Genomic DNA, 24,924 nt, shown 5'->3' with positions numbered 1-24,924 from the left:
GAAAATATACAAAAATTTTGTTACAAAATAGTGAAATTTAGGAGGATTTTAAAAATATGCTAAATAATAATATTAACAAAGAATTAGAAAAAGCAGTCTATGAACGAAACTTAGAAAAAGTTAAAGCTCTTTTGTCTGCAGGTGCTAATGCTAACCTTAGAGTAGAAAGGAATAGAGATACGTTACTTCATACTACTAGTAGTGTAGAAATTACTAAAGAGCTTTTGTTAGGTGGTGCCGAAGTCAATTCAAGAAACATGTATAGTGAAACTCCACTACATTCTGCTATAACACTGGGGAAGGAATTAGAATTAGTTAGAGAACTTCTGAAACATGGTGCTGATGTAAATGCAACAAACCGTAAAGGCAATACTGCACTGAACCATGCTGTAAAAAAAAGTGGTAAAAATCTGGAAGTAGTTAAAGAACTATTAGAATATGGAGCTGATATTAATATAAGAAATCGTGAACGACGGCTTTATGATAATTGTTCCACATCTTTAGATAACGCTGTAAGTGATCTAGCATGCGCTAAATTGTTGATTAAATTTACTTTAGTAAGGAACTTCAATAAGGATTACGGAAAAATTATTGACTTATCTCCTTATAAAGGATGCAGTAATTACAGTAAATTATCAAGTTATCTAGATGACTGTGTTTGTGAAATTCTTCAAATGAAAACAGATGAAATAAAAGATAGCCTTCCACTATATGAATTTGTTACAAATAACTTCAACATACATGTACTATATAATAATCAATTATCTGTAAGACTAGCAAAAATTGATTATTCCATACGCTATCCTATATATAATGATATCATATTAGATAAGGTAAAACCTTTTTTAGAAAGAGCAGATTTGTTAAATAAGTTAAGTAAGATACAATTTTATACTAAATTAGATGTGGCAGATCAAGATGCCAAAGAAAAGAAAATTATTCTGGATCATGATTCTACATATAATATAACTGAATATCTATCTAATGATAACTTGTTAAACTTTATAGTAGCGTTTGATGATTCCAATAAACGTACTTTTCAATCTTTAAGTTCCTTAAATAATCTCGTAGAGCCTGGTACAAGACTTTATGAAACTTCTATAAGTAATGATACCAAACGTGCAAGATTAGAATAAATACATTTTTTGTCAGTACTAGAGTTTTTTATGAACAACAATTAGTCGTATGGTTCCAGAGAGGTGATACATAAGAGATTGCTATAATGCCAAAACACTAAACTTAGTGCTTTTTTATGTAAGTTGATCATCATTTCTCTTTGTTGTTTTCAAACGGGTTATTATTAGTAGGTGTTACTAAAAATTTAAACAACCAACACATTTCCCACACCCAAAATCAAATGTTGTGAAGGCTTTTCGTCCTGAAATTGCAGGATTAGTAGATATTCTCTCAAAAATATTTTATTAACAAAAGATGCTATTTTAATTTTTGCCATATTAAGTAAACTTTGCTATTCTAATACTGGTGTAAATATATCTCAGAGAGGGTTTATGCATGTACCTAAACAACAAACCAGTTTTTATCAAGAAGATAAACAGTTTTTATCACGTTCTTACACATCAAAAGAGGAGTTTATTAGAGAATATAAAAAGCTCTACCGCAGAAAAGCAAAAGCTGAAGAACTTTATCTCCTGGTTTTAACTGAACTCGAAGAGGCAATATCAGATGGTAATGTCGACAGCTTAAAAAAATTAAGCAATTTTATTGATTACATAAGTGATGCAGAAGATCAAGTAACTTTGAGAGACTATTATGATAATGCTAACAATCCTGTTAAGAGTACTAACTTAGTTATCTTAGCTTGTAAACACAATAAGGTAAAGATTTTAGAATACCTACTTGGCAATAATAGTAAAATTCTCAGTAATTTATCTGTTGGCATCAGAGAAACTACTATATTACCAGATGATGAGGATGAAACATGCCATAATGCGTTTTATTATGCTATACGTTCAGGTAATGTTGAACTTCTTGATACACTCATTAATAAATGGCCAGGTAATTATTTTGCTGTTCATTTCAGGGAATTAGATGAAATTCTTTCACGAGCTTATGAGGAATTAAAGCTAAAGAACGTATTATTATCAGAAGAGATAGAAATTTTTGTTGAAAATAAATTGATAAACCTCCGTTTTTTCTCTAGTGCTTCTGGACAAGATCAGAATGTGAAGAGTTATCTTAATAACATAAGAGAGCGGATTGAGTTAGTACTTCAAAATATTAGCCTGTTAAAGGCAGAGTATTCAAACACAGAAAAAGTAGATGAAAAGTTTTTATTCATAGCAAAATTTATTGCACAAAATATTCATATATTAAAGCGGCAGTTGAAATCAACCTACGATAGACTACCTTGGGAAGAAATGGAATTTTGTTTGATCAGTTTTGTTTCTTCTCACATAAAACGACAGGAAATGAATCTATTCTATAATGCCACATTGAATAAAAGTAAAATACTAGACCACTTGGAAAATTTTGCAAAGAAACTTAAAGAAGAAAAAGATATTATAGAAGGTGTGGACATTGGTAAATTTGCTGATCTCCCGAAGTTAAAACGTGAGAGGGTTGTTGCAGAGATCGTTAGCAATTATCCTCAATTTGGAGAGTTGTATAGCGATTATCAACAAATTAGGGATATTCATTCTTTAGAGAAAATAAGTGATTATATAAAGTTGGCATTATCAGCTAATCCTAAAGAAAGGGAAGGACAGTTAATTATTACAAGGGTTTTACAGGTTATTGGTGAATATTTAAAAAACACTCTAGAATCTCCCAAGTTATCTAGCACTACAAGCGAGCTTCTTCTACTATCATTACCAAAGAACACAAGAGAAGTCATTATAGATTTACGTAATTCACTGTCACATGCTTACTCGCTCTCTAAAAGAACAGAGATTGAGGAAAATACAGATGTTAACTTTTTTATTGGTGTTCAAAATGATACTAAAAGAATCGATAATGTAATTACTGATATTCTTTACAATAACAAGATTAAAATAGTCATAATGTTGCTAAAGAAAATTACCAGTAGTGAAAACTTAGACGAGATAAAAGAAGTTGCTGGAATATTTAGTAACGTTGAATTAGATGAAATGATTACAGAGAGTTTTAAAGTGATGGAACATGATAAGCTTGAAAAACTCATAAAAGAATTAAGCAATAATATAACTGAAAAGACGAATTATGAAAAGGAGCTGTTTAATAAAATTGATAACATAATCAATTTTGCAAAAACTAAATCAAAAAATATCAGAACTGATTATGTTACGGCGTTTATATCATTAAAGAGCTTAGATGTTGGTTTGAATGACAATAAGATTGACCATAATGGTATTAGAGGAATAAAATTCTTTGTTAATAAAACACTAGAGAATATTCCTTCCCAAATAGAGTCTCACAATCTTAAAGAAATAGCCGAACTATCAATGAAAATTTCTCATAGTGTTAGGTCAAGAATACAGGATGACAACCTTGATAAAGTAAATAGATTAACTTGTGAGATTTTTTACATTGCTGAACTTGGAACAGGTGACCTTAAATGGATTGAGGAATTAAGAAACAAGTTGAATGAGAAAGGTTCGTTTATTCCTATACATAAACAAAGGAAGGCTTACAACATAACAGAAGAAAAATACAATAACCAGCTTGAACTGAAGTTATCTGAACTGAAAAGTATTTTGAGGAATAACGCATTAAGTGGCAAGTTAACTGAAAAGCTTCCTTTCTACAAGAGGAATAAAAAGTTGCAAGCAGTAGTAGAAATGCTTGTTCTGGATATAATGTCAATTTTAGGTAGATCAGAGAAGCATCTAGAAAACAATCTACTTTTTTTAGATGATAACACTCCTTTATTAACTGGAAAATATTTGCGTAATCATTTAGCACACGATAATACCTTAGTTGATGTATTGTTATCTGATCCCTCAATAGCAGTTATCTTGAACGCTAAAAAACTTATTTCAGAAAATGTAATAAAAAGTAAGAAGAAAATTGGCAAGTCGGTAAAAGATGATCCTTCCAAGCTGAAAGATAAATACGATCAAAACCTTATCACTATTACTAATCAGGAAAAAATGTTTGCTGCGTTGGAAGAAGGAAATCTTGAAGACTTAAAGAGTTATCTCAAAAAAGGAGCAGACATCAATGCTAGAAGTATTAACTCATGGACTACATTACATTTTGCTGCTAAGGGACCTAGTCTTGAAATTATAAAATTTGTTCTTAATCAAAACTTAGACGTTAATGTTAAAGATATTAATGGTCAAAGCCCACTACATATTGCTGCTGCATATGGAAGGAAAAATATTGTGGAATTTTTTATAGGAAAAACAGGTGTATATGTTGATGATCTAGATAATAGTGGCAAAACATCACTACATATTGCAGCTAAAAATGGTCACAAAGATGCTGTTGAAATTCTACTAAAAAATAATGCTAATACTAATACCAAAGATATAGCTGGTTTTTCACCTTTACACTATGCAATAAAAAACAATCATATTGATGTTGCTAAGATTATGCTGGAAAAAGAAGCGAATGTTGACATCAACGAAACTATGGGTGGCTTTACTTCACTACATATAGCTGCAGAAAGTGGTTATCTAGGGCTAGTTAATTTTTTACTGAAAAATGAGGCAAATGTTAATGCAAGAAACGATAAGGAGGGAATACCATTACATACAGCAGCACTAAATGGCCACCTAGAAGTAGTGAATGCTTTAATTCTCAAAGGAGCCGATGTTAACTCCAGAGTTATAGATGGTTGTACACCATTACACTATGCAATAGAAAACGGTCATGAAAAGATAGCTAATATTTTATTGAAGCATGGAGCTAATGTTAATGTTGTTGACAAAACCTATAATAACACACCTTTGCACTACGCAGCAAAAGATGGACATGAGAAAATTGTTAAGGCTTTACTGACAAATAAGGCAAATGCTAGTATTGCCACTGTGGAAGGTATAACCCCACTACATTTTGCAGTTCAGAGTGGCCACTTGAAGATAGTTGTTGCTCTTCTCGAGCATGGGGTTAACATTCGCGCTAAAGATAAAAATAATGCTACGCCATTACACTATGCAGCAGAGAGTGGTCATAAGGCAGTTGCTGAGCTTTTAATAAAAAATGGAGTAGAAATCAATGATAAAGCCAATAATAATCTAACACCATTACATGTAGCTGCTCTGAAAGGTCACAAAGATATTATTGAACTCCTAATAAGAAATAAAGCTGAAGTTAGAGCTCAAGACATTAAGGGTAGTACACCGTTACATGCAGCTGCGATGAATGGTAGCAAAGATATTATTGATCTTCTAATAAAAAATAAAGCTGAAGTTGATGCTAGAACTAATGATGGCATAACGCCATTGCATGTAGCTGCTCTAAGTGGACATAAAGACGCTATTGCTTTTCTAATCAAAAGTAAAGCTGAAGTCAATACTAGTGCTAATTATGGTCTTACACCTTTACATGCAGCTATTGTGGGAGGTCACAAAGATATTGTGAATCTTTTAATAAAAAATAAAGCTAAAGTTAACACAGAAGGTATTGCAGGTAGTACACCATTACATGTAGCTGTGGAAGGAGGTCATAAGGAAATCGTTGGAATTTTGGTAGCAAATAGAGCCAGTGTTAATGTTAAGAGTAACAACCTAACACCATTGCTTTCTGCTATTAAGCATAATCATAAGGAGATCGTTGAAGTTCTTGTAGAAAATGGAGCTAGTGTTAATGCAGAAGGTGGTGAACCTTTATCATTAGCAGTACTCGCTGGTTATAGGGATATTGTAGAGATTTTGCTAAAAAACAAGGCCCATATTGATATAAAAGGTCCTGAAGATGCTACAATATTACATTTGGCTGCTAAAAGAGGACATAAGGGGATAGTAAATGCTCTGATAGAAAGGGGAGCCAATGTTGATGCTATGACTATTAATAGTATAACACCATTATATCTTGCGGCACAAGAAGGCCATGAAGAAGTTGCTGAAGTTTTGATAGCAAACAAGGCTAATGTTAACTTTGTAAATGTTGAAGGTACTCCACTACATATAGCTGCAGGACACGGCCATGTTAATGTTGTTGAAGTCCTATTAAGTAATCGAGCAAAAGTTAATGTTAAGGATAATAAGAGCAGAACACCTTTAGAATTAGCAGTTGCACATGGTCATTTGCAAGTGGTTAAAATGTTACTGCAGTATAAAAAAGTAGATATGAATGCTAAAGGCAATGATGATTGGACTATACTGCACATTGCTTCACAGGAAAGTAACTTGGAAATGGTAAAATGTCTAGTAGATGAAGGGTCTAATATTAATGCTAAAAATGCCTCTGGATCAAAGCCTATACACATTGCAGCTAGAGAAGGTTATAAAGATACCGTAGAGTTTTTCCTTAGCAAGGGGTTGAGTATTAATGAGCTTGGTACAGCTAACCAGACATTACTACACTATGCTGCAATGAAAGGTCGGTTAGAAGTTGTAAAGTATTTGATAGCACAAGGTGCTGACGTTAATGCTAAAGATACTAATGGCTTAACTCCTATGCATATTGCTGCTAATTTTGGTTATAAAGACGTTATTGAAGTTTTATTAAAAAATGGTGCAGTTTATAACGCTGTTGACAAGCTTTGTAGAAGACCATTAGAAATGACTAACGATAAAGACGTTATCAATCTATTAGCATCAACTGAGAAATTATTTGAGGCTGTAAAACGTAATAGCTCTTCAGAGGTTGAGAATTACATTAAAGCAGGAGCGTTTGTTAATGCCAAAAATGCTGATAGTGTAACACCATTATATTATGCTGCATGGAAGGGCTATGATGGAGTTGTCAATATTCTATTACAAAATAAAGCTAATCCTAATGTGGTTGGTAACAAGGGGTTTACTCCTCTGCATTATGCTGCTAAGTTCTCTCACTTAAAAGTTGTAAAGGCCCTATTGTCTAATGGTGCAGTATACAATGCTGTCTCTGACAGTGGGAAAACACCATCAGATTTTACTGTGGATAAAAGTATAACTAGCTTATTTAAACTAGTCAGTGAATCATTTAAAAAGGTTAAAGATGGTAATGCTCAAGTTATTAATGACCTAAATAAGATAAAGGATATTGATACAGTAAAAGCAGTGATGAGTGCTCGTAATAGAGAGAACAAAACGTTAGTAGTTGCTGCAGTACATAGTAACTTTTCAAAAGTCGAGCAGTTGAAGCAGATATTGCAAAGTGACGTATCCGCTCAGATTGATACAGCTTTAGTGCTCTTGAATCAAGGCAATTACCAAAAAGCCTTAAGTATTTTCAGAAGCGCATTTGAAAGAAGAAAAGAAATACTAGGACCAGACAATCCTGGTACTTTAGATATTCAGACATATATAGCCAAAGTGCTATATAAGCAAGGAATTTACCAAGAAGCTTTAAATATGCTTGAAGAGATTTTTCAGAAACAAAAAGAAATGCTGGGTTTAAACGATAAGGATACTTTAAGTACAAGAAGTACAATCGCTTTAGTGCTGCATAGACAGGGGAAAGATGAAGAAGCTTTTAATATTTATCAAGAAGTCTATCAGAGACAAAAGGAAATACTAGGGTCAAATCATTCAGATACCTTAAATACTCAGTTTCACATGGCATTAGTATTAGATAAACAGGGAAAATATGAAGAAGCGTTAAATATCAATAGGGCAGTTTTTGAAAAGAGGAAAGAAACACTAGGTACACATGATCTAGCCACTGTGAGTGCCAAAAATAATATAGCAATGGTACTAGCTAACCAAGGTAAATACGAAGAGTCTTTAAAAATCTATAAAGAGGTTTTTGAAAAGAAGAAAATAATTTTAGGTATTAATCATGCTGATACCTTGAGAACGTTACATAACATTGCTGGGGTACTCTTCAATCAAAATAAATATCATGAAGCCTTGAAAGCTTTTCAAGAGGTTTTAAATATCCAGAAAAAAGCTTTACAACAAAATCACCCAGAAACCTTGAATATTCAATACAACATAGCAAATGTACTTTTTGCTCAAGGGAAATGGATCAGCGCACTTAAAGTCTACAGAGAAAGTTTTGATCAAAGAAAAGCTGTTTTTGGACCAAGTCATCCGAGTGTTTTAGATATTTTAAAAAAGATAGAGATGATTAATTTTAGATTTAAGCTTGAGGGTAGCGAAGCATCAGAGGTTCTCCAGCATCTGCAGAAAGATATCAACATTGCTGCTAGTAAAGGTGATATACGAACTGTTCAGCGTCTGTTAAAAGATGGAGCTGATGCCAACGATAAAGATATTGATGGAAGAACACCGTTGCATTACGCTGTTAGCAATGGACACATAGATATTGTAAACATCTTACTAACAAATGGAGCTAATGTTAGTCAAGTTACTAATAAAGGTAATACACCATTACACACTGCTACTTCCAAATGTTACAAAGAAATTGTTGAGGTTCTGTTACAACATATCAGTCGTGATAAATTAAATGACTTTGTTAATGCTAAAACTACTTCTAGTGGTACTACATCACTTCATGTTGCAGCTAAAGGTGGCTCCTTGGAAGTTGTAAAATCTTTATTAAAACATGGTGCAATTTATAACATTGAGAACAAAGAAGGTAAAATACCTATTGATCTTTCTAAGGACCAAAAAGTTACTAACCTACTGAAATTAATTGAAGAATTGTTTGGAGATGCAAAAAAAGGTAATGTTGAAATTATCAGCAAGCTTAAAGCAGTAAAACCTGATGAGTTTATAGCTGTAACAAATGCTCGTAATAATCAAGGGAATACATTATTGCAAGTTGCTATAGCCAATAAACATAAGAATATTGCAACTAAATTGTTAAAAATGCTGAAGGAGCCAGATCAAAATTTACAAGACGTCAATATAGAAAGTGGAGTTAAAAGTTTGAAACTTTGAATAATACTATTGAAATATTTATATATAACCTAAGTTAATATTATACTTAAATCAGTTACAATATCTGAGTTTCAGCAAGCCATAGAGTCAAATTAAGGAAAGTAGATATAGAAAAAAGTACAAATTTTTGGTACATGGGCTACTTTATACTCCACATCACAGCTACAAGTTTACCATTTTATTCTATTAGACATATTTATTGCGTTAAAGGAGAGTATATGTAAACACCTGGATTTATTACAGAAACTAAAACACTGCAAGATAGTAAAAATATTATGTTTAAACTAGTTTGACTTATATTATATACTGTGGATAATATATCATCTATTTATGATTATATTAATATAAGGAAAATGTTATAATCTGGAGGGTAAGTAGTTATGCTAGGCAATGATAATACAAGCTACAGTTTAATTTCTGCAGTTCGTGAAGGAAGACTAGAAAGAGCAAGGGAGTTAATTAATTCTTTTGGACTATCTTATTCACAAGCATGGTCAGAAGGATATGTTTTACTTCGTGATGCTATTGAGAATAAACATACAGCGGTTACTAAACTACTTTTAACAAACGGTTCTAAAGTTAACAGCAAAAACAAAAGACCTTCTAATACTCCACTTCATTTTGCTGCTATAAATGGTGACATAGAAATTGTTAAGATGCTTCTAGACAGAGGTGCTAACATTGATGCTAAAAATCAGTATGGCAGAACTCCGCTTCACAATGCGATTGAAAATAAGAAAATGGAAATTACCGAACTACTTTTAAATCGTGGAGCTAACATTAACGTCAGAAGCAATGATGGTATAACTCCTCTTCATATTGCAGCTGAGAGAGAGTATTTACAGATTGTTGAGCATCTTTTAAAATATGGAGCTTATGTTAATTGTGTGTGTACTTCAACATGGAAAAAAGGTTATGCACCACTGCACTTTGCTGTTGAAAAAGGTAGTAAAGAAGTTATCACGTTGCTTTTAAGTAGAGGTGCTAATGTTGATGTTAAAGGGGAAGATAGTATAACCCCTCTTCATATTGCTGCTAAGAAAGGATATATGCATATTGCCGAAGATCTTCTAAACCATGGTGCTTGTATTCATTCTTTCATATTGAAGGAAGGATATACGCCACTACATTTTGCTTCTGAACTAGGCAATGAAGAAGCTGTGAAATTATTCTTGAATAAAGGTGCTGATATTAATGCTAGCACAAATAGTAATTTAACGCCACTTCATATTGCTACCAAAACAGGACGTAAAACAGTTGTAAAGCTGCTCTTACAACATGGAGCTAAAGTTGATAATCAGGACAAAGATGGTAAAACCACACTACACCTCGCTGTTGAAAAAGGATATTTAATGATTGTTGAGGATGTTTTAAAGTATTGTCCTGATATTAATCATCAAAGTAACAGAAGCTCTCTTAAAATCGCAGTGCACGGCTATGGAGAAGAGTATAAAAAGATTGTTGAGGCTCTTCTAGAATATGGTCTTATTGTTAATCTCGAAGATGCAAATAATCCTAAGTTATTACATGCTGCTGTTGAAAAAGGATATTTGAAAATTGTTGAAGACCTATTGAAGTATGGTGCTGATGTTAATACGTTACACAATTCAACATCTAAAGAAGGTTTTACACCTTTACATAGTGCAGCCAAAAACAAACAGGAAGAAGTAGCTAAATTATTGATAAGCTATGGAGCTGATATAAATGCTCAAGACAAAACTGGAAAAACTCCAATATTTTATGCTACTGAGAATGCCGATTTAAAAATTACCAAGCTACTTTTAACTAATAGAGCTAATGTAAAAGATAATCCTGAGCTATTGAATATTGCTGTTAAGAAGGAATGCATAGAAATCGTTGAAGCTCTTTTGCAACACGATACTGATATTAACGCTAGTGATAAATATGGAAGAACAGCATTGCATTTTACTGCTTTAAGTGAGAGTGAAGGTTTTTTTGGATTTCTTACTAATGAAGATCCTGATATTAATATTAAGGGAGAAATTGCTAAACTGCTTCTAAGTAAGGGAGCTAATATAAATGCTCAAACCAAAAATGGTATTACGACGCTTCATGCTGCTGCTCAGAAAGGATATACGAAAGTTGTTGAAGCTCTTTTAGAATATAATGCAGATGTTAATTCTACAGTTAAAAGTGATATAACACCTCTCCATCTTTCTGCTCAACAAGGAAATGAAGTAATTAGCAAAATGCTCTTGAACAAAGGAGCTAACGCAAACGCTAAGCAAAAAGATGGAATAACTGCGCTTCATATTGCAACTCAAAAAGGCCATAAAGAGGTTGTAAAAGTATTGCTAGAATGCGGTGCTAAAGTTGGTTCTAAAATTAAAAGTGACATAACACCACTGCACCTGGCTGCTCAAAAAGGTTACCAGGAAATTATTGAGACTGTCTTGAAATTTGGTGCTGATATTAACTCTAGAGATGAGTATGGCAGAACAGCACTTCACATTGCTTCTAAAGAAGGACATGAAGAAGTTGTTACAACTCTTTTGGAATATGGCTCTGATATTAATATTACGAGTAGAAATAATCATACACCACTTGATTCTGCTATGGCTGGTATAAGGTCATTCTATAGTCAACTCAACAACTATGACTCTGATGATGATGGTTATTACGATCCTGATCGTGGTGTCTGTTCGTGTGAAGTAACTGCTGAAGCTCTTAAACGCCACATAGTTAAAATGAAAACCGCAAATTTATATGTAAGTGAAAAAAATTTACTATCAATGAGTATCAGTGGTGAAATAAGTGGCTTTCAGGATGAATGTGAGGAAGAAATAGCAAGGATGAAGAGTGAGAAGATTAATAATCCTAACATTTCATTTTATGATATCTTGGCAAAAGGTACAAGCTCATTAGCAATATATATGAGGAATGAAAATATAGTGCAGGTTTTAAAATCAGACGACTATAAAACAAAATTTCCAATATATGCTAGTATGATCGAAAGTCATTTCAGAAAGGGTATGGAAAGAAAAGAGTTACTTGAACAAGGCAATAAAATTTTCCATTTTCTCTTTAACAATTTTCCTGAGTTACCATATGACTGTACTGAAAAAATATTTAGCTACCTGAGTAACGAAGACTTAAGAATTTTGATAGATGCTTGTAACCCTCTTAGCATCAGTAATCCTAATACTAATATTAACAATGTAGTGATTACCTCAAGTACATCTCAAGTACAGTACGTTTAAGTTAAGGAAAAATAGCAGAACAAGCTACTTTCAACATTAAGTAATGGCTTTAGTAATTTAAAGATTATTTTAAAGGTTTTATGGAAATATTCAAAAAAGTATACGTGTCAAGTTAAGGAAAAATGAGCAAATTTAGTGCACTAAAAGTTGGGGAATATTAAATAAATCATTGGAGGTAAGTTTGGAAAGTAAAATACTTATCAAATGAAGATGAAGAAAATAATCGCAGAAATGGGAGGAATGCAATAACTCTACGTACTACAATTAATCTAGTTTATAGCATTACCCATGGTAATCCAAATAAGATTTTTTTCTCATAATCAAGTCATAGTAAATTGGAACAACTTTTCACATCTAACAAAAGCTCTGACTTTAGATTTAGGATTGAAATTAGTAAGTAGAATGATTACGTAATGCATATATTAGTGAAAGGAGGTACAACATGAGTAATATAGTTCATTTAAATAAAAACAATAAATGTGATAACTTTAGTGTAAGAGGACTACAAAGAGCCGTTGATAACATATTTGATAGCTTCTTTACAGGATGGGACTCAGAGCTTTCCAGAAGAGGTAGTAGTCTATTACCAGCTTGCGATTTTTATGAACAAAAGAAAGCTATTGTCTCTCACTAGAGCTACCAGGTATTTCCAAAGAAAGCATAGACGTTAGTATATCTAGCGACAGCTTAATAGTGAAGGGTGAAAAGACGTGTAATAACGAGTCAAAAGATAAGCAGTTTTACCATCGAGAAAGATACTATGGATCTTTCTATAGGTCTATTCAGCTTCCAGTAAATGTAGAGCAAGATAAAGTGTCTGCTAATTTTTCAGATGGAATATTGCACGTAACCATACCTAAGTCGGAGAAACATATCAAGAGAATTGATGTAAAGTAACCAGTAAGTAATAGCAGGCTTCTAGTTTGAGGCTTGCTACTTTAAATTATTATAGATGGAATGTAATAAAGTTCAATTATCTTTTCTAGATCTAAATTTTTGTCTTAGCGTATTTATTATACAGATAGTGTAAAGCCTTTGTTAAGCTTACATATTGTCAATAATCTATTAATAACTCTTATGGTATAATTGACTTTGAAGAAAGAGGGAGTATGAGTGAGGCAAATCCAATAGTTACATTGAAGGCTAAAATTAAAGAATTTGGTTTTAGTGAATTAAAGGCTGGTGAGAGCAATAAATCAGCAAACTCTGGTGAAACAATGTATTTCGATTTTCCAAGAATGAACTTTGTTATTAATGGAAAAATTATAGATACAGTTTTAACCTCTGCATTAATTGAAGGAGCTCAATATCGCAAAAGCAACCTTTTTAATAGTTATGATATATACAGTAGTGAAACCGCAAGAGAAAAACAAAGAGAAATAGATACAGATTATGGTAGAGCTTTTGTTGATTCAGTCCTCAAGGATCTTGAAAAGGAACTTGCACATAATGCGTTATGTGAATTATGGAAAAGTCACTGCAAAAATTCTGAAATTCCTGATTATCAGAAAACCACCTCATATGGGAAAGATTTTGAGAGATTTTACAATGCTGGAAGAGAGCATCTGCATCTATTACTAAAAGTAGGAGATGAGAATAAGAACTATCGCCCATTTGTAAAAGAAGTCTTTAAGGAAATGTTCCAATACGCAGAAGCAAGTGTTCCGAATGACCCTATTTTAGAAGAAATAATCACTAATTGTAACCAAGCGGGGTATGAATTTGCTGTAAGCATCCCTATTCTTGAAAGTTCACTCTTGGAATATGGATTAAAAGGGGAATATAGCAAGAATAAAACAATGTGTATTGATTGTGCTGATCCAATCAGTACAAAAGTAAAATCTGATATGTTAGTGTTCGTAACGAAGTTTGATAACCCAGGAGAAAAAATATTCGATCTATCGACTTCACTTGAATTTGTACTTGAGTCTCAAGATGGTAAAGATGGTGTAACCTATAAAGATGGCAAATTATTACTTACTATTCCTAAGGAACTAAAAAATTATAAAGGGGAAAGTAGAAACTTGTTTGATGTTATTAAAGAATATTTTCAAAAATTCTGCGAAAAATTAGGATTTAAATTCGAGATAAAAACACAAAAAATAGAGCATGATTTGGACGATTCGCTGAAAGTAAATAGTCATCTTGAAAGCCTAAGACCACCTATTTGTAGTAATAATTATGCTCTTGGTCATTAAGTACTTTAAACCATAAGCTCAAGTTAGAGAGAATGGCACAAATGTTATTAAACAATAAAAGTTATAGTTGTATCTGGTTACTTAAGTTAGCTATAGAATGCCTTTTGTGTATATTAAAAGGGTATTTATTTTGTTATTTAAGTTTCCTCTTTTGGAACATAGAAACATCCTAGGAATAATCCTACTGAATTCTATGATATTATTTTTTGTAACATTGTTATATACTTCATAAGAAAGCTTATATCTCTCACCGCCATCTTTAAAGAAGACATCATTATCTTTAATTGTTTCAACCAAAATTTCCTTTCCTTTATTTTTTTTGCACTTTCAACTTTTTTACTGCATCTTGTGTTCTGCTTTGATCTAGATCAAAATCAATGTTGGTACAAATAACAAAATCTTTCAGTTCACCATTGATAAAGTCTTGATTGTATTTAATCTTTAAGTAGGAAATGAAATACTTTGCCAAATTAAATTCACCATCTTTATTTTTTGTGAGTAAATCGCTTATTCTAATTTTATTATCCTCCTTATTTTGCTTGTGTTTTGCTTGCAAAAAACGATATATTTTTTTTGATTTTGAATTATTACATATAAAAACCAAATCATCAAATTTTTCAGCATTATTCTACTCTGTAGCCAAACGAAAAGAGTAGCTTTTATCTAGTCCACGCTTTAAAAATAACATTAACAATTTTAGCTGGTAAATGTTGCCATGAAGAGTATTATTTAATCCAGAAGCAAGGTATGTTCTTGATTCATCCTCTTCGATTTTTGTTCCTTCAGGCTCTTCTTTTTTCATGAAGGAAATTCGTAACCGTTCACGGATTGTGAGAATGAATAAAGAACTAAGCAGTGACAGCTAGTAGATTCTGTAGCTTTTGAAAGGGGTTTTGGCCATTTAGACGTGATGTCAAAAATATTGACAACATTCTTTCCACGAATCTTTCCCCACGTTCTGACCAGGTGAAAAAGCTGTTTTTACGATAAATTACGTACCGTCTAATTTGCCGTTCTGCAAGGTTGTTGGTTGTTTCTATCACTTCAGGTTTTCTTAAAAACTTCCACATCATATCCTCAGACCGTAACATCTTAGCGGCCATTCTTGAAGCTTGAGTGCTATTTACAACCCTCGTCATTTTACGCAAAAAATGTTTTACCCTTTTCCGAATTTTTCGCATCAGTCGATAAAATCTCAAATTATCTATCGAATTGTGTTTTTTTGCCTTGTCTACTACAAACACCTTATTGCTGAGCGATTTTAGTGCTTGGCCAATTTTGCTCACTTCAACATTTTTACTATGGGCAAATCTCTCAAAATCTCTTGCCAAATGTGTCCAACATATCTGTCTATTTTCACGATTGAAGTAATTGTATACAGCGTATCTATTGCTCACAACTATGCCATCATATTCTGGCAGTAAACTCTTCAACACCTTCTTACCACGAGACTCGCTTACCTTCAGAAGTGTCAACGCTTTGTTCGTTATTACCCAACTCCAGCCTCTCTTTCCTTGATTTCTGTGTCCTGTTTCGTCTATATGCAAATATTCGCTTCCTTGTAACTCTTCCTTCATTTTCTCATATTCAGATGCACACTTCTTCGATGCCCTGCGTTCAGTATTTGAGACTAAACCAAGGCTTATATTTAGATTAAAAATACTGCCTAAAATTTGCTGTACCTCTCTTTTTGAGTTAATAAAAAAGCCGCTAAGGCTGCTTATAATTGTTTTAGCATTAGATCCTAGAAGATCTCTTGCAACACCTTCGGGTAAATTTGCTGTAATTCTTTTATTACATACTCTACAATGTCCTCTTTGCAATCTGTACTCAGTTACAGTTGGCTTAATTTCTGGCAATTCTGCCTTCTGATGAATAATTTCATCTTCTAAAGTAACCTTACCTCCACACATACAAATCGTATCAATTGTGCAGCTCACTACCTCGTCTGCAGCCATTAATTCACGCTTATGCCCCTTATGTCCTGGCTGACCTCCTGGTTTTTTATCACTTTTCTTTTTTGCTTTCTTACGATATATATCTCGTGATGGTGGCAGCGATGAATTTTGCGAATTTAAGCCCAATTTGTCTTGTAATTCAACTATTTTTGCTTTCAAGCTGTCATTTTCTCTGATCAGCGCTTTTATTTCTTCCTTGAGATTAGCGTTTTCTGCTACAATCTTTTCTTGCAGCACTTTTGTTATTTACCCATTCCATATTTAGCTTCCTATTTCTTTACACTTTTATATTTATAGCTCTTCTCATAATAATCCAAACAAGTTAAGATATGGATTTATGGTAGTGGGGTTTGTATGCCAGCAGCGTATAGTTACGACTTAAGGAAAAAAGCAATGGAAGCATTGGATGAAGGAGAAAGTAGAGCAAATGTTGCCGAGAGATTTAAAATTGGAAAAACGACTCTATATGAGTGGCAGAAAAGACGTAAGGAAATGGGAGATTTTCAGTCAAAAAAGCCTGGAAGCGTAGCATAAAATTACTGACTGGAATGTTTTTACCAAATTTGCAAAAAACCATGGTGGCAAAACTCAGTCAGAGATGGCTAAACTCTGGGGCAATATCAGTAGACAAACGATTCACCGTGCACTTAAAAATATTGGATTTACAAGAAAAAAAGACCTACGGATATAAAGAAAGAAATGAAGAGAAGCGAGCTCACTTTTCAAAGGTTATAGCAACAAAACGTCATGAAAATCTTGTATATATTGACGAATCTGGAATAGATAATACAGAAGACTACCCATACGGATACTGCAGAAAAGGAGAGAGGTTTCATTCACTAAAATCAGGTAAAAAAGCTCAGCGCGTCAGTATGATTGCAGCTCTAAATAAAGAGAAAATCATTGCTCCATTGACCTTTGAAGGATATTGCAATAAGGATGTTTTCGAGGCTTGGTTTGAGCAGTTTTTAACTCCAATTTTAAGGTCTGGCCAAACTGTAATTCTTGATAACGCTACTTTTCATAAATCTAAAAAAATAGATGATCTTGCTAAAGGAGTTGGTGCTGAAATTCTTTATCTTCCTCCATATTCTCCAGACTTTAACAAAATTGAGCATCAGTGGTTTGCTATAAAGAACAGAGCTAGAAAAAATATCCCTATTTTTAAGTCTTTCCGTCATGCTGTTGATTCTGCTTTTTTGTTCTGACTATTATGAGAAGAGCTATACTTTGTAAATCACCTTATCTCTGTGAGCGATTACGGAAATTCTTGGCTTTTTAGAAGAACCAATTTCTGGCTTGTTTTCTCCAGTATTTGCCCTTTTTAGAAGTGAAGCTCTGCCTAATTCTTGAATAATACCTTCGTTATTAAGACTTTTAGCAATATCTAGTGGCATTTTACCTTTACTATTCTTGATTTGTATTGCTCCATTTTTGACAAGCAGCTTAACTACTTTAGGTTCCTGTTTGCGAACAGCCGCATGTAACGGTGTATTTAACTCATAATTAGCGTCCTGAAAATTAATGTTCGCTCCTTTCTTCAAAAGATCTTCAATGTCGTTTGATTTTTATTTTTCTGAGGTGCTACTCTTAACAATTTTTATCAACTCCTCATTAAGATTGGCTTGACTCATAATATCATTATAGTCAGAAGAATGAGAGCTCCTATGTTTAAAAATATAGCTTACCTCTTGATTTTTAGCTAATTCATATGGCTCTTTACCCTCATTATTTTTGATATCACTTCTTGCTTGTTTATCTAGAAGTAGCGATACAAGTTTTTTGTTATTTCTGGAAACAGCAATATGCAAAGGTGTATCACCTTTATTGTTTTTAGCGTTAACATCTGCCTTCCATTCTTGCAGTAATTTTCTAACTATTTCTTTTTTATCCCTTTCAACAGCATAGTGTAAAGGTGTATTATCTTTATTATTTTTATCAATGATGTTAAGCTTTACTCCTGCTTTTAAAAGATCTTGTACTTTCTGCAGGTTGCCATTTCTTATAGCAGAAAATAGCTCTGTATTTTTCTCTCTTTCACCATCACTATCAAACCTACGATAACGTTTAAGTTCAGAAGATTTATAAGCTTGTCCTATACGTTGTACTTTCTCTAATATTTTGGAAGCTTCTGAATTATTTTTTTCTTTTTCTAAGTAATCTATTGAACGCTCCACTTTGAGCATAAATTCCACTGCCTATTTTATATAGAAACCTATATTAGATTTGATTATATGCTAATGAATAACATTAGCAATGCAAGTAGTTTTTATGCATACCTCTTTAGGTTTTACAGAATAGGCAGTTAGAGTAGAAAAACAAGTTCCAAAATAATATAAGACCTGCTGTAAAGTAAATCAGATTTTTTTTGAAAATAACTACCGTAAAAAACAGCAGCTTTCCTTTTGCAACAGGTCTATAGAAGTTGTAATTATAACAAGTAACAAATTTAACTCTATTTTTAGAGAATCTATTTGGATTCACTCTATTTCTAGGTGTCTTTCAAACTGTGTAACTAACTGCTTTACGTTTACATGTGTAATTAAGAGAGCTTTCACAAGGCTCATGATCAAACTGCTACTTTGCAGGATTTTCTAGAGATCTTTTATTTCTCATAAAGGATGACTGAGCTTGGGAAGCAACTTTTAATGGATTTTTCTTTATACCAACATCTGATTGTGCTGCTATAATGGCACTACTTTTAGCGGGTTGCATACCTACACATTCTCTTGCTTGGTTTTGCTCAAAATTTTCCACTGTTGCTTTTACTTTACTTTTCATCTTGCGATTAACCACTATAACAGGCACCTCCACTTTTGGCACTACTTGTCTATAATCTTGATTCTCAGCTCTTAATGGTACTATCGATTTACTTTTAACTGATTTTTTAAGAACCGCTCCCACTATTTTTGGTTTTGCGCTTATTTTTTGATTGTTATAGCCTAGATTTTTAGACTGTGATGATAACGTAAGTATATCTTTTATCGCTTGTGATTCTTGTTTAACTTCTTGAACGGTAAAGGATGTTTTCTTTTGTATTTCTTATAATTCCAATAGAATTTTTGTATTTGTTCGAACATAGAAAATATTTTGCATGGAGTTTTTTCTATCTTTGGTGATTTTAGTGTTGCTATTTAATTCTAACTTTTGCATAGTACTCTCAATATTTTTATATAGGAGGTACAATGCCAAAAAAGATGGAGCGTCATGCTGCAGTGCTTAGTAAGTTAAAGAGTGTTATTCAACATACAGATTCCAAGGTCATGGCTGAAAGGCGTTCAGCTATTGAAAGATGGGTAAAAACTTACATTAGGCAGGTAGAATATCTTAAAGATGATAAGCTACAATTCTTATACAACATATTTCGCGATGAAAGTTGTTGGTCAGGTACGAGATTGAACAATACAATCTTAGGACAGAGGTTTACTGAAGAAAAAATAGGCGAAATAAAGAACCCTCTTCCTATATATGATATGGCATGTCGATACTGCGTGATAGATAAAATTCCTTTGCTCTTTCAGAAGCAGTTTGAATCTTACAAAAGTAGCTTCTCTTCTGAAGAGATAGATGATGATGGTAAGCCTGCAACTAGCAATAACAAATATGTAAAGAGTGAGTTGTTGGGTTATATGAAGAGTCAAGACCCTGTATTTAGCTTTTGGGTTGATAAAAAATCTGGAGAATTTAAGAAGCATGTCAGCGCAACAGAAGGATTTAAGAAAGCTATAGAACTTAAGTGGAGCGAAGGAGTAGAATATTTTTATAGCCTTCTAAATGAAAAAGAAAGAGAAAGGAAAATTACTGATGCAGTTACTATATTATCCTCTGTTCAATGTGACCATAATGGTGCTGTTACTTTAGACTTTTGTCTTAGTAAAATGAGCGATCAAGCAAAAAACAAGCTGTTTAAAGATTCTGAGCTATCAAAAAAAGATAAAGGAGTGTACTCTCTCTTTAGCGCGTTGATACATCAAGGTTTTTTTGATACGATGCAAGCTATACTTCCGATGTTTAAAGATAAAATACTGGAGGATAAGATACTTTCACCTAGGAGTTATACTCTTCTTCTCTCCTCACTTTCGGACATGATGCTCGAAAATTCTGAGTCAACTATTCAAGCTAGGGAAGCTATAATGAACCTTATAAAGTGTGGTAATTTCAATAATCATGAGGGGCGTGAGGAAAAAGCTGCGGTATTTTTTTCTAATGGAAGGGTTCCGATTAAGCGTGCGCTTGCAGGATTGATTGTCGATTGGCAACTTGGTTGTACAAAAAAGGAAGAGGTGTTAAAGGTACTACAGTTTGCCAAAGAGTTTTGTGCAGTTGAAAGTTTTATGTATTTTAAAAAATCTGTTGTTGATAACCTAAAAATGGTTGGTAGGGATGGTATGAGAAAAAATATAGACTATGGTAAATTAGCAGAAAAGTTGCTTGCTGAATTAGATACGGTATCCGTGCCTAACGGAAGAGGTGATTTTGGTGGAGCTGGTGACCCACAGTCTACACTAGGAAGCACTGAAGTTAGTAGTTTTTCTGGTCGCAATAAGTAGGAGTATTTTATGCATGGGTTAGTTAGAAGTTTAATAAATGGAAATTGTGGAGAATTCACGGAAAAGTTTGAATATTTCTTGGATTCATGTCCATCTTTTCTGCATTCAGTTGGCAAAGATCACTTTTTTCCTGCGTTCTTTTTTGGCATGTTTGCTACTGCACATGATTCTGGTGTTGCAAACAATGATGAAAGAATCTTCTTTCGTTTTGATAATGATCCAGGTAGTCCTGGAAGGGGAAATCTAAAGGTTGCAATTCTAACAACTGATGGAAATAACAGAAGAGTTGTAAGGTGCTATACTATTGCTGACAGAGAGAATAGCTACGGTTCTAGGTTTAGCCAGCAGGAAAGGGAGCAGCTGGAAGGTATCCTGCGAGATGAAGAGCTTGAATGGCAAGAGTATAAAACATTTATATGGGCGGATAATCAAGGTGAAGATGAAGAAGAGGAAGCAGTAAGATGTAGGATATTTCAGGCAGGACAAGGGCCGTTTACTGGAAATCATGCATCTTATTTAACTCGTAGACATAGTTTTCAAGAGATTACCAGAACACCTGGGCTGCAAAATAATTATTTACCGGATTTGATGAATCAGCTAGAAAGTGATGATGCAGATGATGTACACGACACTACTGAGGAAGTGTTTCAGCATATTATTGGTGTCTACGATAGATATAGTCAGGCATTGGACTTCTATGGTAGAGAGTCTGACTATCATGGTTTTGTTTCCGGTGTTTTGATGCATTTTAGATATCGCAATGTAGCCAATATTTACCTTGAGCTGTTTGTAGGTGGTGGATATGCAGATATTACTTCTATTGTACGTGGTACACAGAGGTTAATTAATTCTGTTCCCTGTGTAACTGAACTTAAGGCAGGCAGAAGAGCAGATAGGAATGCTGGCCGTGCATTAGAGCAGGCTGGAAATTATGTTAATGGATGTCCCGTTTCATCCATATCTATTCCAACATTATCACCAAGAGCTGTCTGCGCTGGAGTGAATTTCGATTTTGGTAACCCAGGACGTTTACAGCTTGGTGTGAGGGCTTTTTTAGCAAAAGGTTCTTCTTTAATGGAAAGATTATTTGAACCTGTAGAGGATGAGGAGATTGGAGAAAATGTTAGGGATTATCTACTCCATCCAGCCTTTGGTGTACCTGCTGTACCAGGTATTAGGAATAGGGGTGGTGTTAACGCTAGAGATAGAAGAATATTTCTCTATACAAGTGGATTTGCTTTCGCAAGTATTGCATTTGCAAAAGGAACTGTGCCAATAGAAGGAAATCGTGCAATAGTAGATAAGCACTTGTTTCACTATGACGGTAATGCAAAAATGTTAGATGAGCAAAGATACAATACACAAGTAAATATTGGAGATCGTGCTTTGACTATGGTTTTGCATGTATCACGAGGTAGAGACCAGAAGGAGGAGGTGATCGTATTTCATGTTCGCCACGTATTGGCTAATCAACTTTTTCCGGACAATGGATTGGATCTATCGCGTTGGCCGAATGCTATGGTACATGAAGTGGTGTGTAATTTGACCATAAATAGAAGGACAAGAGGAGTAAATGATAATCTTGGTTTAACTGTTAATGTAGAAACATTTGACTCGCCTGCTGACTACCTGCTTGATAGAGGTAATCAGCCTTTTCAAGGTGAGCTTTTACGAATAGGTGGCGTTAGTAATGTGCATCGCGCTGCAAATGTAATGATGAATACTGGCTGGGAAAATGAAGATCCAGACAGTCATGAACGGTTTTACCAAGCAATTTCCAACGTGCTAAATCCACCCCAGCCAAATAATGCAGGACTCCAATCATTAGCATGGGTAGTGAACAGAGATAATGCTAGAGAAGCTGGGTTTCATGCTGCATTGCATGGATTATTTTACACTTGCGATAATCCTGCTAGGGTAGTTAGTGAATTTCAGGTTGGAGGAGGAGGAAAGTTAGACTTAGTATTGTCACGAGCTATAGGAAGGATGGGAGGTACTCATCCAATTGGAACAGAGCTAAAGTTTGCTGCCACTGAAGCAGACGTACAAAATAGAGAAGAAGAAGCAGATGAACAGGTGGAGGGTTATCTGCAGAGTAGAGGGTTTGATCGCATTACTGATGGAGATAAAATGGTTTTCTCGTATGCCGTATTTAATGATCAAGCACCAGCACAAAATGTCCCAAATACCCTTATAGCAGTTAGTAATGTTCTACGCATAAAAGATAACTTAGGAATTGACACTGTGGACGACTTTCCTTATAGATAAAAGGGATTATTGAGAGTTTAATTGCCTGTCATAAATAGCAGACGCCGTCTTGTCAGTCAACAAAAAAATTATAAAAATTGTCTCATTGCCTAGGCTGTATTGTAAAACTAAAAAATACTTCCAACTCACATCCTGTATAGCGGATACAGATTATAGTTATGTTGATAAGTAAATTTCTGCTGTCTTGTATATATAAAACTAATTTACTTATCAACATACCAATTACATTCAATGAATTTGTGTAAGATGCCATTTTACATAAGATAGAATGGAAGCATTTTTTGATTTTAAAGTACTAAACCTTCAGTTAACCTCCTGGCCCTGTAGTTTTTGATATGGTCAGGATCAAAAGCCTTTTTTGATCTTAAAATACCAAAAACAATATGAAGTAACTTACGCATTGCAGACCCAACTATGGCCATATTATGCTTACCCTTTTCCTTTAATCTCTGGCAAAAGCTCATAATAATAGGATTGTGATTCTTAGCTACTATGGCAGGAAAGAAAAGTGCCTTACGTAATGGTTGTGAACCGGATTTACTTAATCTGGGTTTGGCATATACAGATGAACCTGATGTTATATTTCTCGGTATAACTCCTGCATATGCTGCCAATTGTCTGGCATTTCTAAAAACTTCTATGTCAGGAACCTCAGCTAAAATAGCTACTGCTGATTCCCCTCCTATTCCTGGAATAGTCAGTAGAAGTTGAAAATTTTCCAACAACTCTTTGTGTTGCTTTAATAGTTCACGTACGGAGTTTTTTATTGTTTCTATTTTTTGAGCTATATTCATTGCAAGGTCTTCCCAAGCATTTGCAACTTCTTTGGGCAGTCTCTCTTTTTTTTCTAAGTGGTTATTTACTAATATCAATTCATCTTTTAACGCAACCGAGCAACGATAAAGATGTTTTAATTTTTTCAGTTCAGGAGAAGGTGGTGTCCAACGAGTAGGTTCCTGTCTTTGGCAACAATCAGCAATAATTTCTGCATCAGTCTGATCATTTTTTTGCCGTGTAAGCTTACTTCTTGCGTAGGATTTTATGCAATAAGGATTTACAACACTAACAAAATGTCCAGTATTGTGTAGAAATTCAGCCAAAGCTTCACTATAACAACCGGTAGCTTCCATGCAGGCTTTTACTTGTTCTACATTATGTTTTTGTAGAAAGCTCAGTAAACCTTGAAACCCATGATCATCGTTCTTAAAGCTCCTTTTCCTAGTTTCACGTTTTCCTTTTTTACTTATAAATGAGAGAAAAACATCAAAGCGATCTTTTGATACATCTATGCCAAGAAAGTTGTTGATCATATATAACCCCATACGTTACCATTAAAAATGAAAAGTAAGGCTAACCTTGTTAATACAGAATTAGAACCATTTAGGTCTTTCTAAGACGCCGTCCAGCCTATACTTTTGAGAGGGAGCTCTTATCTGCAAAACAGATTTTATATCTAAGGTTTATATCAGAGTTCCTCCCTTCTCCAACTAATGCTTAAGCTTAAAACATTAGATGCTTTTTTCAAGATACAAGGTTTATAGTTAGAATTGGTTGATAGTGTTATATTGACTACTTCATTTTGTAACCAGATCGGCTTTATTGAGTAGTGGATTACAGATGGGCAGGCAAAAAAATCCGTGTAGTAAGTTCAAAATCAATGTCGGAGAATTTTATAGAAGTGTCAAGTTGAAGTTGATGTGGAAGGAAAGAGACTATAAATTCTGCTATGTTGATTGCTTAACACTCTGAATCAAGGTTGCAAGTTTACTATCCTATCAGGCATCTTTATTAGGTTA

15 protein-coding genes and 1 pseudogene are annotated in these 24,924 nt (G+C 33.8%); 9 read left to right on the top strand and 7 right to left on the bottom strand.

What is annotated here, in order from left to right; genetic code table 11:
• Window positions 1–56: 56 nt before the first annotated feature.
• The 6 genes from OM967_RS03835 to OM967_RS03810 all read left to right on the top strand — a co-directional run bounded on the left by OM967_RS03835 (window position 57) and on the right by OM967_RS03810 (window position 14,352).
• The gene (locus tag OM967_RS03835; RefSeq protein WP_174516910.1) at window positions 57–1,136 is read left to right on the top strand and encodes an ankyrin repeat domain-containing protein; all 1,080 of its coding nucleotides are present in this window, start codon (window positions 57–59) and stop codon (window positions 1,134–1,136) included.
• Window positions 1,137–1,508: 372 nt separating this feature from the next.
• Window positions 1,509–8,933 (top strand): ankyrin repeat domain-containing protein, encoded by a 7,425-nt coding sequence (locus OM967_RS03830; protein WP_264337654.1) that lies wholly within the window; start codon window positions 1,509–1,511, stop codon window positions 8,931–8,933.
• Between the two features lie 380 nt (window positions 8,934–9,313).
• Window positions 9,314–12,154, top strand: coding sequence for an ankyrin repeat domain-containing protein (locus tag OM967_RS03825; RefSeq protein ID WP_264337653.1), 2,841 nt, complete (start codon window positions 9,314–9,316; stop codon window positions 12,152–12,154).
• A gap of 442 nt (window positions 12,155–12,596) precedes the next feature.
• Entirely contained in the window at window positions 12,597–12,788 is a 192-nt protein-coding gene (locus OM967_RS03820; protein ID WP_264337652.1) for a hypothetical protein, read from the top strand.
• Between the two features lie 11 nt (window positions 12,789–12,799).
• A complete protein-coding gene (locus OM967_RS03815; protein WP_319606908.1) occupies window positions 12,800–13,051 on the top strand; it encodes an Hsp20/alpha crystallin family protein in 252 nt (83 codons plus the stop codon).
• 212 nt (window positions 13,052–13,263) lie between these two features.
• On the top strand, window positions 13,264–14,352 hold the full coding sequence (locus OM967_RS03810) for a hypothetical protein (RefSeq protein WP_264337651.1): 1,089 nt from the start codon (window positions 13,264–13,266) through the stop codon (window positions 14,350–14,352).
• Window positions 14,353–14,662: 310 nt separating this feature from the next.
• Here the strand turns inward: OM967_RS03810 and OM967_RS03805 are convergent, their stop codons facing one another.
• The 3 genes from OM967_RS03805 to tnpC form a co-directional block, all read right to left on the bottom strand.
• Window positions 14,663–14,908 (bottom strand): hypothetical protein, encoded by a 246-nt coding sequence (locus OM967_RS03805; RefSeq protein ID WP_264337650.1) that lies wholly within the window; start codon window positions 14,906–14,908, stop codon window positions 14,663–14,665.
• Between the two features lie 72 nt (window positions 14,909–14,980).
• Window positions 14,981–15,154, bottom strand: a complete 174-nt coding sequence (locus OM967_RS03800; RefSeq protein WP_007549098.1) for a hypothetical protein — start codon at window positions 15,152–15,154, stop codon at window positions 14,981–14,983.
• A 46-nt stretch (window positions 15,155–15,200) separates the two neighbouring features.
• A complete protein-coding gene (gene tnpC / locus OM967_RS03795) occupies window positions 15,201–16,547 on the bottom strand; it encodes an IS66 family transposase (RefSeq protein WP_264337649.1) in 1,347 nt (448 codons plus the stop codon).
• A gap of 117 nt (window positions 16,548–16,664) precedes the next feature.
• On the opposite strand from tnpC, the pseudogene OM967_RS03790 reads away from it, so the two are divergent.
• Window positions 16,665–17,518: pseudogene (locus tag OM967_RS03790) on the top strand (IS630 family transposase).
• A 15-nt stretch (window positions 17,519–17,533) separates the two neighbouring features.
• On the opposite strand, the gene OM967_RS03785 reads toward OM967_RS03790, so the two are convergent.
• The 3 genes from OM967_RS03785 to OM967_RS03775 all read right to left on the bottom strand — a co-directional run bounded on the left by OM967_RS03785 (window position 17,534) and on the right by OM967_RS03775 (window position 19,214).
• Window positions 17,534–17,854, bottom strand: coding sequence for an ankyrin repeat domain-containing protein (locus OM967_RS03785; RefSeq protein ID WP_191111447.1), 321 nt, complete (start codon window positions 17,852–17,854; stop codon window positions 17,534–17,536).
• Window positions 17,855–17,878: 24 nt separating this feature from the next.
• Entirely contained in the window at window positions 17,879–18,496 is a 618-nt protein-coding gene (locus OM967_RS03780) for an ankyrin repeat domain-containing protein (RefSeq protein WP_007549519.1), read from the bottom strand.
• A 391-nt stretch (window positions 18,497–18,887) separates the two neighbouring features.
• Window positions 18,888–19,214, bottom strand: coding sequence for a hypothetical protein (locus OM967_RS03775; protein WP_007549972.1), 327 nt, complete (start codon window positions 19,212–19,214; stop codon window positions 18,888–18,890).
• Between the two features lie 281 nt (window positions 19,215–19,495).
• Here OM967_RS03775 and OM967_RS03770 point away from each other — a divergent pair, with 281 nt between their 5' ends.
• Window positions 19,496–20,860: a hypothetical protein gene (locus OM967_RS03770; RefSeq protein ID WP_264337648.1), complete on the top strand. Its 1,365-nt coding sequence runs from the start codon at window positions 19,496–19,498 to the stop codon at window positions 20,858–20,860.
• Between the two features lie 9 nt (window positions 20,861–20,869).
• Window positions 20,870–23,128 (top strand): hypothetical protein, encoded by a 2,259-nt coding sequence (locus OM967_RS03765; protein WP_264337647.1) that lies wholly within the window; start codon window positions 20,870–20,872, stop codon window positions 23,126–23,128.
• A gap of 287 nt (window positions 23,129–23,415) precedes the next feature.
• On the opposite strand, the gene OM967_RS03760 is transcribed toward OM967_RS03765, so the two are convergent.
• Window positions 23,416–24,438 carry an IS110 family RNA-guided transposase gene (locus OM967_RS03760; protein WP_264337646.1) on the bottom strand — a complete coding sequence of 341 codons (1,023 nt, stop codon included), beginning with the start codon at window positions 24,436–24,438 and terminating at the stop codon, window positions 23,416–23,418.
• Window positions 24,439–24,924 lie beyond the last annotated feature (486 nt).

The organism is Wolbachia endosymbiont (group B) of Dolichovespula media, assembly GCF_947179505.1.
Lineage (GTDB): Bacteria > Pseudomonadota > Alphaproteobacteria > Rickettsiales > Anaplasmataceae > Wolbachia.
The sequence above is the reverse complement of the archived record's forward strand: the minus strand, read 5'-3'. Positions and strand labels throughout refer to the sequence as shown.